The 9,427-nt window shown below is 72.1% G+C and carries 7 protein-coding genes and 2 pseudogenes; 7 read left to right on the top strand and 2 right to left on the bottom strand.

The features are described from left to right. From ON23_RS08745 to ON23_RS08730, 4 genes and pseudogenes are all read left to right on the top strand, one after another. Positions 1 to 1,232, top strand: a pseudogene (locus ON23_RS08745) (phytoene desaturase family protein); the annotation flags it as partial. Next, complete coding sequence (locus ON23_RS08740) at positions 1,229 to 2,014, top strand: carotenoid biosynthesis protein (protein ID WP_039777392.1); 786 nt, start codon at positions 1,229 to 1,231, stop codon at positions 2,012 to 2,014. The pseudogene ON23_RS08745 and the gene ON23_RS08740, both read left to right, overlap by 4 nt. 74 nt (positions 2,015 to 2,088) lie before the next feature. Then, positions 2,089 to 2,796, top strand: coding sequence for an LppM family (lipo)protein (locus tag ON23_RS08735; protein ID WP_039777391.1), 708 nt, complete (start codon positions 2,089 to 2,091; stop codon positions 2,794 to 2,796). 67 nt (positions 2,797 to 2,863) lie between these two features. After that, positions 2,864 to 4,087, top strand: a complete 1,224-nt coding sequence (locus tag ON23_RS08730; protein WP_039777390.1) for a glycosyltransferase family 2 protein — start codon at positions 2,864 to 2,866, stop codon at positions 4,085 to 4,087. On the opposite strand, the gene ON23_RS08725 is transcribed toward ON23_RS08730, so the two are convergent. Both ON23_RS08725 and ON23_RS08720 read right to left on the bottom strand, forming a co-directional pair. Then, entirely contained in the window at positions 4,071 to 4,778 is a 708-nt protein-coding gene (locus tag ON23_RS08725) for a hypothetical protein (protein ID WP_039777389.1), read from the bottom strand. The two genes, ON23_RS08730 and ON23_RS08725, sit on opposite strands and share 17 nt — an antisense overlap. Positions 4,779 to 4,928: 150 nt before the next feature. After that, complete coding sequence (locus ON23_RS08720) at positions 4,929 to 5,921, bottom strand: methylenetetrahydrofolate reductase (RefSeq protein WP_083870699.1); 993 nt, start codon at positions 5,919 to 5,921, stop codon at positions 4,929 to 4,931. A 476-nt stretch (positions 5,922 to 6,397) separates the two neighbouring features. Between ON23_RS08720 and ON23_RS08715 the strand changes: the two genes are divergently transcribed. From ON23_RS08715 to ON23_RS08705, 3 genes and pseudogenes are all read left to right on the top strand, one after another. Then, positions 6,398 to 7,522 (top strand): polyprenyl synthetase family protein, encoded by a 1,125-nt coding sequence (locus ON23_RS08715; RefSeq protein WP_039777393.1) that lies wholly within the window; start codon positions 6,398 to 6,400, stop codon positions 7,520 to 7,522. Next, a complete protein-coding gene (gene crtI / locus ON23_RS08710) occupies positions 7,519 to 9,096 on the top strand; it encodes a phytoene desaturase family protein (protein ID WP_039777388.1) in 1,578 nt (525 codons plus the stop codon). The genes ON23_RS08715 and crtI overlap by 4 nt, the downstream gene beginning before the upstream one ends. A 145-nt stretch (positions 9,097 to 9,241) precedes the next feature. After that, positions 9,242 to 9,427: pseudogene (locus ON23_RS08705) on the top strand (alpha-(1->6)-mannopyranosyltransferase A); the annotation flags it as partial.

Genomic DNA, 9,427 nt, shown 5'->3' with positions numbered 1-9,427 from the left:
CGAACGGGCCTGCGGCGCCCGCGACGCCGAGGCCTACCGGCGGTTCGTCCGCACCGTGGGGGCCGCGGGCCCAGCGGGTGATGCGGGCGTTCGGCGGCGCGCCGACGCCGGGCCGTTTCCTGCGCGCGTTCTGGGGCCTGGACGCCCGGGGCGGCGGCAGCGCGCTGTCGCGGGAGTTCCTCCAGTCCGGAGACGCCCTGCTGGACAGCTGGTTCGACGACGAGCGACTGAAGGCGGCGCTGGCCTGGTTCGGCGCGCAGTCCGGGCCGCCGATGTCGGAACCCGGCACCGCGCCGATGGCCGGTTTCGCCGCGCTGATGCACACATTGCCGCCCGGCCGCGCGGTCGGCGGCAGCGGCGCGCTCACCACGGCACTCGTGGCGCGGCTGCGCGCCGACGGCGGAACCGTCCGCGCCGGTGACGAGGTGACCGAGCTGCGCCGCTCGGGCGACGGCTGGCGGGTCCGCACGGCAGCCGGCCGCGACCTGTTCGCCCGCACCGTGATTTCCGGCACACACGTGCTCACCACCCTGGAATTGTTGCGGCGCGGCGGATTCGACGACACCGTCCTCGCCGACTGGCGGCGCCGCATCCGGGTCGGGCCCGGTATCGGCATGGTGGTGCGGGCCGCCACCACCGCCCTTCCGGCCTATCCGGGCGCCGCACCGCAGGAGTCGACGCGCGGACTGCAACTGCTGGTATCCGATCGACGGCAGCTGCGACTCGCCCACGCCGCCGCGCTGGCCGGGGAACTGCCGCCCCGTCCGGTGGTGCTGGCGATGAGTTTCAGCGCCCTCGACCCCACCATCGCGCCACCCGGCGAACATCAGCTGTCGCTGTGGGCGCAGTGGCATCCGCACCGGCTCGCCGACGGCAGCGACTGGCACGCGCACGGTGAGCGCGAGGCCGACCGCATCATCGCCGAAGTCGATTCCTACGCACCGGGTTTCGCCGATTCGGTGCGGCAGCGGTACGTGCAGACACCCGCCGATCTGGAAAGCGAACTGGGGCTGATCGGCGGCAACGTCATGCACGTCGAGATGTCGCTGGATCAGATGTTCTTCTGGCGGCCCATTCCGGAATTGTCCGGACAAAAGGTGCCGGGTGCGCCCGGGCTGTATCTGACCGGCGCCTCCACCCATCCCGGCGGCGGGGTGTCGGGAGCCAGCGGGCGTACCGCGGCGGGGCTGGTGCTGCGCTCGCTGCGCCGCGGCCGTTTCGCGCGGCGATGACGGCGCGGCAGTGGCCGGCGGTGACCGCCGTGGCCTGGGTCGCGGCGCAGATCGCCTATCCCCTCACCGACGGCTCGGCGCGTGATCGGGTGACGGTCCTGATCGTCGCGTTGTCGGCGGCCACCGCGCTGCTGCACGCCTGGGTGGCCCGGGGCATCGGCTGGGCGGCCGGGTACGCGGTGATCGTCGGCGGCGTCGGCGCGGTCGCCGAAATGATCGGTACCGCACGGGGTTTCCCGTTCGGCTGCTATCACTACGCGCACGGCCGGATCGGGCCCGACCTCGCGCAGGTGCCACTGATCGTGCCGGTGGCCTGGGTCGGCGGCCTCTATCCGATCTGGGTGGCGACCGGGCTGCTGTGCCGCCGCACCGTCACCCGCGTTCTGACGACCGCCGTGGGCGCGGTGGGCTGGGACCTCTACCTCGACCCGCAGATGGTGGCCGACGGGCAGTGGACCTGGTGTTCGGCCCATCCGGGGCTGCCCGGAATCGGCGAAATCCCGTACACGAACTACCTCGGCTGGTTCGCGGTCGGCGCCCTGATGGCGACGCTGCTCGCGGCACTCGAACGCCGCTGCGCCCTGCGTGGCGCCGGCCCCGCGGTACCGGTCGCGGTGCTGCTGTGGACCTGGTTCGGATCGGCGCTGGCCCACGCGGTGTTCCTGGATCTGCCCGCGTCCGCGGGGTACGGCCTCATCGGCCTCGGAGTGGTGGCCGTACCCACGGCGGTGTGGGTGCTGCGAGAGGCCCGGGACCGCGGGCGGCTGCCCGCGCCCCCGTAAACGCCCGTCGCGTGCCGACGATCACAGCGGCTCATGGCACGATGTGTGCCGTGCAGCCGAGTCCGACACCATCGATGCCAGAGTCGACCCACACGCCGCGGCGAACCCGGCGTCGTCGCCTCTGGTCCGTAGCCTTGCTGGCGCTGCTGCTGGCGCCGTTGCTGACCGGCTGCCTGCGGGTCCAGGTATCGATGGGCGTGTCCTCGAACGACCGCGTATCCGGACATCTGGTGGCCGCGGTGATCCCGGCCAACGACAAGGACAAGGGCCCCGAGCTGAAGGCTCCCGAGACGCTGGCCACGAAGATCCGGGTCGAGCCCTACAGCCAGGACGGCTACGTCGGCAGCCAGGTCTACTTCGACGACCTGACCTTCGGCGAGGTGCAGCAGCTGGGCGCGCTGTCGGATCAGACGCAGGGCATGTTCAACCTGCAGTTCATCCGCACCGGCGACAAGGTGACGCTCAGCGGCCGGGTCGATCTGAAATCCGTTCCGCCGCAAGGTTCCGACGTCCAGTTCACGGTCGCGTTCCCGGCCCGGGTGGCCACCACCAACGGCACCCGCCAGGGCGATTCCACGGTCTCGTGGAAGCTGCCGGCCGGCGATGTGAGCACCGTGAAGGCCGAGGTCAGCTACGCCGACCCGAACACCCGATCCTTCGCGGGATGGGCCGGCATCGTCGGCGGTATCACCCTCGCGGTGGCCGCCATGGTCGCGGTGCTGGCGTATCTGAACCGCAACCCCACGCCGCCGTGGCGTCCGCGGGTGAAACAGGACGCCTGATCCGGACCACGATGGCCGCCGCGAGCACCGTCCCCGCCGCCTCGGCGCAGCCGCCGGGAGAGGCCACATGACGCCGCGCGGCGCGCGGTCGGTAGTCGAGCCGATCGTCACGGCGGGCGCGATCGTGGCCGGTGCGGGATGTGCGGTGGCACTGGTGAACCGGCTCGCGACGCGGCGGCTGCGGGCCGGCGCCACACCGGTGATCGAGCCGGTGATCATCGCGATCCCGGCCCGCGACGAAGCCACCCGCCTCCCGCGGCTGATCGCGGATCTGCGTGCCCAGCAAGGTGTTTCGCGCATGCGGATCTGGATTCTCGACGACGGATCCACCGACGGCACCTTCCCGGCCGCCGTCGAGGCGATCGGTGACGACGACCGATTCACTGTGGTCGCGGCCGACACCGACCCCGAACCCGGATGGACCGGCAAGACCGCGGCCTGCGCGCGCCTGGCCGAACTCGCGGGCGTCACCGCCGACCCGCCGCCCGGTGCCCTGATCTTCCTCGACGCCGACGTGCGGCTGAGCCCGCAGGCGATCGCCGCCGCGGTGAGCGAATTGCGCCGCAGCGGTGCGGGTTCGGTGTCGCCGTGGCCGTATCAGCGGGCCGGATCGCTCGCGGAGGCGCTGGTGCAGCCGCTGCTGTGCTGGTCGTGGGCCACGACGCTGCCGGTGCGGCTCGCCGATCGCAGCCTGCGGCCCTCGACCGCGGTGGCGTGCGGTCAGTTCCTCGTCTTCGACGCCGCGGTCTATCGCGCGGTGGGCGGGCATGCGGCCGTGGCCGGTTCGATCACCGAGGATCTGGCGCTGGCGCGGACGCTGCGGCGGGCCGGACACCGCACCGTGCTGGTGGCGGCGGGAACGCTGGCGAGTACTCGAATGTACCGGGGCGCAGCCGAAGTCGACGGCGGCTACACCCGCTGGCTGTGGTCGGCCTACGGCGGCACGGCCGGTGCGGTGGCGGTGGATACGGTCGCCGCGGTCGCGTACGTGCTGCCCGCCCTCGCGGCGCTGTTCGGCCGCGGCCGGATCCGGCGGACAGGCGTCACCGGCTACGGATTGGGTGTCGCGAGCCGGCTGCTGGCCCGCTCACTGGAATCCGGGACAGTCCCGCGCGGCACGGATATCGGTGCGGCGCTGGCACATCCGGTGTCGATCGGCGCGTATCTGCGGCTGTCGGGCCGGTCGTGGCTGCTGCATCGGCGCGGCGCGCTGAGCTGGAAGGGACGCCCGGTACCGGACGGCCCGGGCCGCTCCCGGCCCGGGCGCACCGAACTCAGGGCACCGAGGTAACGCCGACCGTCGGCAAAAACATGCAGGTGTTGGCGCCGTTGCGGACCGTGCCGAACACCGCCGCCAGCACCGTTCCGGAGCCGGTGTCCACCGGCACCGCGCGCACCCCGCCGACCGGCAGCGACGCCAGGAAGAAGTTGCGGATCGCCTGTTCGAACGCCGGGCGCACCTCGGGCGGCAGATTCGGCGGCACCATCGAGCCGATTACCTGGGACAGCGGGCCCATGGCGGCGAATCCACCGCGGCCGTTGGACACGTTGAACCAGGCGACCTGCATCCCGGTGGTGTCGGGGCCGTCGGGACCCATGCCGTAGGGGACGAAGGCGAACATCGTCTGGCCCGCCTTCACCGCGGACAGGTCCAGACCGGGTACCGGCACCGCCAGTTTGGGCCACGGCCCGGGCACCGCACCGGCCAGCGCCGGAACGAGCCCGAGGGTGCTGCCGTCCTGGCAGAACGCCGACCCGGACGGATACAGGAACGGCTGGATACCCAGCTGTTTCAGCGAGTCGACCGCCGTCTGATACGCGCTCAGCAAATCCGTCGCCGCGGCCGGGTTCTGGCCCAGGGCGGCGATGGTGGCGGCGGGGTCGGGCGGGGCGGCGGACGCGGCGGCGGCGCCGGCGAAGGTCAGCGCACCGGTCACGGTCAGCGCTGCGGAAAGACGGACGAGACTGGTCACCACGGCCATCGGGGTTCTCCTGAGTTCGGCGGAACATCCGCACCAGGGTCGGTCCGCCGGGCCGCACAGCATGACTCGGGGACCTCCGCGTCGTCACGGTGCACGAGAGGGTACCGCCGGTGGAGGCGAATGCGTGGCAACACGCCCGCGAAACGCCGATCAGGCGCTGACGGCCGCCGGTGTCACCGTATAGCCGAGGTTGGTGAGCACCTCGGTGGTCGCCTTGGCGAAGTTCAGGGTGATGAAATGCAGGCAGGGCGCGCCCTCGTCGATCAGTCGCTGCCCGATCTCGGTGGCGATCTCGATGCCAACCGCGCGCACCGCGTTGCGATTGGCCTCCGGATCGTTACCGGCCGCCTGCTCGAGCCGCTGCATGACCCGCGCGGGCAGCGGCCGGCCCGACAGTTCCTCGGCGCGCTGCACCGTGCGCAGCGAGGTGATCGGCATCAGCTCGGGAATGATGGGCTTGGCACCCTGTTCGGCGTCGTAGGCCGCGACCCGATCCCGCAGGCGCAGATAGTGTTCCACGTCGAAGAACATCTGCGTGATCGAATATTCCGCTCCCGCACGCAGTTTCGCGGTCAGATAGCGGGTGTCGTGGTCCAGGTCGGGCGAGCGGTAGTGACCCTGCGGAAACGACGCCACGCCCACGTGGAAGTCGCCGAGTTCGCAGACCATGCGCACCAGTTCCTCGGCGTATTCGACACCGTCCGGATGTTTGCGCCACTCCCCCAGCGGATCGCCCGGCGGGTCGCCGCGCAGTACGAGCATGTTGCGAATGCCGGCATCGGCGTAGCTGCCGACGATGGATCGCAGCTCGGCGACGCTGTGCCCGACGGCGGTCAGATGCGCGACGGTGAGCAGTGTGGTTTCGCGGGCCAGCTGCCCGGTGATGCGCGCGGTGCGATCGCGGGTGGATCCGCCCGCACCGTAGGTCATCGACACGAACGCCGGATGCATCCGCTCGAATTCACGGGCGGCGCGCCACAGCCGCGCCTCGGCGGCCGCGTCGCGCGGCGGATTGAATTCCACCGAGAACGGGATGGTGCCGTCGGGGCGGCGGCCCAGCTGCCCCACCACGGAGGGAGTTCCGGACGGCGTCCGGGAAGGTCGGCCTGGGGTCGATCGTCCCCGTACATTGTCGAAACTCACCGGTCCAGTGTAGTAGGACACCCTCGCTCGACGGGCCGCCCGGTCCGGATCCGCGCCGGTCCAGCCGCTGGTACGCCTCCGGCCGGAGTTGTGGATCGCCTCGCGGCCCACCGTTCGCTCCCCCGACTCCGCGACGGCGGTCCCCACCCGCCCGCGATCGGTTCACCGGCCACCCCCGAGCGCCACGAGACGGATCGCGCGGACCGGCCGACCGGCCTCGATCTCCCCCGTCCGATGCGATGCGGTGCCGGTCACGTGCCGGCTACGGCGCTGTCGGGCGGCGGAACCGACGCAGTAAGGTTCACGGTGGTCCGGCACGCGCCGCGACGCGAACCGTTCGCGATGGCCGGCCGGAGGAATCGGCGGGACCGCCGCAGCCGTCGCCGGTGCAGACGCAGCGTCTCGCCGGCCACATTCTCGGCACGCCGGATACGCCCCGGCGTGCCCGGTATCGGCTCGCCGATACGACGAACTACCTGGAGGTTGCGTTGTCCGTTGGTCCGGCCAGCCCGGCACGTCCGGCGCCGAACGACTCCGCGGCGCTGGTGCGCGCGGTCGAACAAGCGCTGACCGGATTCTTCGCCGGCCGCCGCGAACTGGTCGCCGAACTGGGGCCGGTCGTCATCTCCGCCACGGCTGCCCTCGAGGATTTCGTGCTGCGCGGCGGCAAGCGGACCCGGCCGTCGTTCGCCTGGACCGGGTGGCTCGGCGCGGGCGGCGATCCCACCGGTGACCAGGCCGAATCGGTGCTGACCGCGTGCGCGGCGCTGGAACTGGTGCAGGCGTGCGCGCTGATCCACGACGACATCATCGACTCCTCCCGCACCCGGCGCGGCTTCCCGACCGTGCACGTGGACTTCGAACATCGCCACCGCCACCGCGGCTGGGGTGGCGATTCGGCGCATTTCGGCGTGAGCGTCGCGATCCTGATCGGCGATCTGGCGCTGACGTGGGCCGACGACATGGTCGCCGCGGCCGGGTTGGACGCCGCGGCCCGGGCCCGGTTCGCCCCGGTCTGGGCGGCGATGCGCACCGAGGTGATGGGCGGTCAGCTGCTCGACGTGCACGGTGAGGCGGGCGCCGACGATTCGGTGGCCGCCGCGCTGCGGATCAACCGGTACAAGACCGCCGCCTACACCGTGGAGCGGCCGCTGCACCTGGGCGCGGCACTGGCCGGGGCCGAACCGGAACTGATCGCCGCCTACCGCGAGTTCGGCACCGATATCGGCATCGCCTTCCAGCTGCGCGACGACCTGCTCGGCGTCTTCGGCGACCCGGCCGTCACCGGCAAACCGTCCGGTGACGACCTGCGCGAGGGCAAGCGCACGGTCCTGGTCGCCGAGGCGCTGCGCCGCGCCGACGCCACCGATCCCGCGGCGGCGCGGCTGCTGCGCTCCTCGTTGGGCACCGACCTCGCCCCCGAACAGGTCACCGAGTTGCGCGACCTCATCACCGGACTCGGCGCCGTCGACGATGTGGAGCGCCGCATCACCGAACTCACCGACCGCGGCCTCGGCGCGCTGGCGGCCAGTTCGGTCACCCCCGAGGCCGGCGACCGGCTGCGCGCGATGGCGCTGGCCGCGACCAGGCGAGTGGCATGAAAACCGTTCCCGGACAGTGCGATCGGATCGTCGTCGTGGGCGCCGGCCTGTCCGGGCTGGCCGCGGCGCTGTATCTGACCGGAGCCGGGCGCCGGGTCACGCTGCTCGAACGCGCCGATCATCCGGGTGGGCGGGTCGGCGTGTACCGCGGGCCGGATTACGAGATCGACTCCGGGGCAACGGTTCTCACCCTGCCCGGGCTGATCGACGAGGCGCTGGCCGCGGTCGGCACCGATGCCGCGGCCCACGGACTGCGGATCCACCGCCTCGATCCCGCCTATCAGGCCCGCTTCGCCGACGACAGTGTGATCGGCGTGTACGCGGATCCGGAGCGGATGGCCGCCGAGGTGCGGCGCGCGTGCGGTGCCGAGCAAGCGCAACGCTATCTGGACCTGCGGGGCTGGCTGGCCCGGATCTACGCCGGCGCCTACGACCAGTTCATGGACACCAATTTCGATTCCCCGCTCGACATGGTCCGCATCCCGGAGAAGCGCGCGGCCCTGTGGGAACTGGTCCGGCTGGGCGCCTTCGGCCGGCTCGGCCCGCGCGTCCAGCGCATCCTGGACGATCCGAAGCTGGCGCGGCTGTTCACCTTTCAGGCCCTCTACGCCGGGACCGCACCCGCGCAGGCGTTGGCCGTCTACGGCGCGATTCCGCATATGGACACCTCGCTGGGCGTCTTCTTCCCGGTCGGCGGCATGCGGGCGATCGCCGCGACGCTGGCGGCCGCGTTCACCGGCGCGGGCGGGCAGCTGGAACTGAACTGCGAGGTCAGCGGTATCGACTATCACGCCGGGCGCGCCCGGCGGGTCCGCACGGCGGACGGGCGCGGCTTCGACTGCGATGCGGTGGTCCTGACCGCCGATCTCGGTTCGTCGAGCCGCTTCGGCATTCGCCGGCGCCGCCCGTTGCGGGCGGCGCCTTCCGCCGTGGTGGCACACGGCACCATCCCGGCCGAGGTGGCCGCGCGGTGGCCGCTGCAGGCCCACCACACCATCGATTTCGGCCGGGCCTGGGACGAGACCTTCGCCGACATCGCCGCCCGGCGCGGCCGCGGGCGGCTGATGAGTGATCCGTCGCTGCTGATCACCCGGCCCGCGCTCAGCGATCCCGGCCAGTTCGTCGAACGGGCCACCGGCCGCTACGAACCGCTGTCGGTGCTGGCTCCGTGCCCGAATCTCGATGCGGCGCCGCTGGATTGGCCGCGTCTGGGACCGGCATACCTGGGAGAACTGCTGGCTGTGCTGGAGCAACGCGGTTACCGGGGTATCGCCGAGCATTTCACCGTCGATCACCTCGACACGCCGCAGACGTGGTTCGAGCAGGGCATGATCGCCGGAACGCCGTTCTCGGCCGCGCACCTGTTCCGCCAGACCGGACCGTTCCGCACCCGCAATCTCGCCCGCACCCCGGCCAACGTGGTGCTGGCCGGATGCGGCACCACACCGGGAGTCGGCGTGCCCACCGCGCTGCTGTCGGGAAAACTGGCCGCCGAACGCATCACCGGCGCCTTCCGGCACGCCGGCGGCGCCACGGCGCCGACCGGCGCGCTAGGGTTGCCGGCAAACCGTTAAACTGGCCCGCGAACTGACCACTCCCGCGGTTCCGCACCGCACGACATTCCCGGGGGGAAGACGAACCATGCCGACCCCCGATACGGACACTGCCCCCGTGACAGCGCCGGTGACCAGCACGGTTACCACGGTGCCGGTGACCGCCGTGCCGGTCCCCGCTCCGGCCGTGCACACCGTGCGCTGGTGGGTCCGCTGGGCCGGTGACTTCTTCCGCAGCCCCGAGGGACACGCCGCGCTGCTGGGCTTCTGGGGTGCGGTCCTGATCACCTTCGGCGGCCTGGGCGCCGGCGCGGTGCGCCGCAGCGATCCGCTGCTGGAGGCGGCACATCTG

The organism is Nocardia cerradoensis NBRC 101014, from assembly GCF_000308535.1.
Lineage (GTDB): Bacteria > Actinomycetota > Actinomycetes > Mycobacteriales > Mycobacteriaceae > Nocardia > Nocardia cerradoensis.
Note: the sequence above shows the minus strand (reverse complement) of the source record. Positions and strands in the feature narration are given on the sequence as shown.

What these genes read in the sequence shown, in the direction of transcription:
- ON23_RS08740 (WP_039777392.1), top strand. Translation starts at nt 1,229, where the DNA reads ATGACGGCGCGGCAGTGGCCGGCGGTGACCGCCGTGGCCTGGGTCGCG.
- ON23_RS08735 (WP_039777391.1), top strand. Translation starts at nt 2,089, where the DNA reads ATGCCAGAGTCGACCCACACGCCGCGGCGAACCCGGCGTCGTCGCCTC.
- ON23_RS08730 (WP_039777390.1), top strand. Translation starts at nt 2,864, where the DNA reads ATGACGCCGCGCGGCGCGCGGTCGGTAGTCGAGCCGATCGTCACGGCG.
- ON23_RS08725 (WP_039777389.1), bottom strand. Translation starts at nt 4,778, where the DNA reads ATGGCCGTGGTGACCAGTCTCGTCCGTCTTTCCGCAGCGCTGACCGTG.
- crtI (WP_039777388.1), top strand. Translation starts at nt 7,519, where the DNA reads ATGAAAACCGTTCCCGGACAGTGCGATCGGATCGTCGTCGTGGGCGCC.